The 315-nt window shown below is 67.3% G+C and carries 1 protein-coding gene; it reads left to right on the forward strand.

Annotation, left to right across the window (positions count from 1 at the left end; all coding sequences use genetic code 11):
- Window positions 1–315: PQQ-dependent sugar dehydrogenase (locus EN846_RS34310; protein WP_189587214.1), on the forward strand; the 315-nt coding region annotated here is incomplete at both ends.

The raw sequence follows: 315 nt of genomic DNA on the forward strand, positions 1-315 counted from the left end.
CCGGGCTGGACTGGGAGCCGAGCACCGGCACGCTGTGGGCGGTGGCGAACGAACGCGACGAGATCGGCGCCGACCTGGTGCCGGATTACCTCACCTCGGTGAAGGAAGATGGCTTCTACGGCTGGCCCTACAGCTACTACGGCCAGCACGTCGATCCGCGTGTGATGCCGCAGCGGCCGGACATGGTGGCCAAGGCCATCCCGCCGGACTATGCGCTGAGCTCGCATGTCGCGCCGCTCGGGCTTGCCTTCTACACCGCGGACAAGCTGCCGCAATCCTATCGCGGCGGCGCCTTTGTCGGCGAGCATGGCAGTT

It is taken from the genome of Mesorhizobium sp. M4B.F.Ca.ET.203.01.1.1 (assembly GCF_004791025.1).
Taxonomy (GTDB): domain Bacteria; phylum Pseudomonadota; class Alphaproteobacteria; order Rhizobiales; family Rhizobiaceae; genus Mesorhizobium; species Mesorhizobium abyssinicae.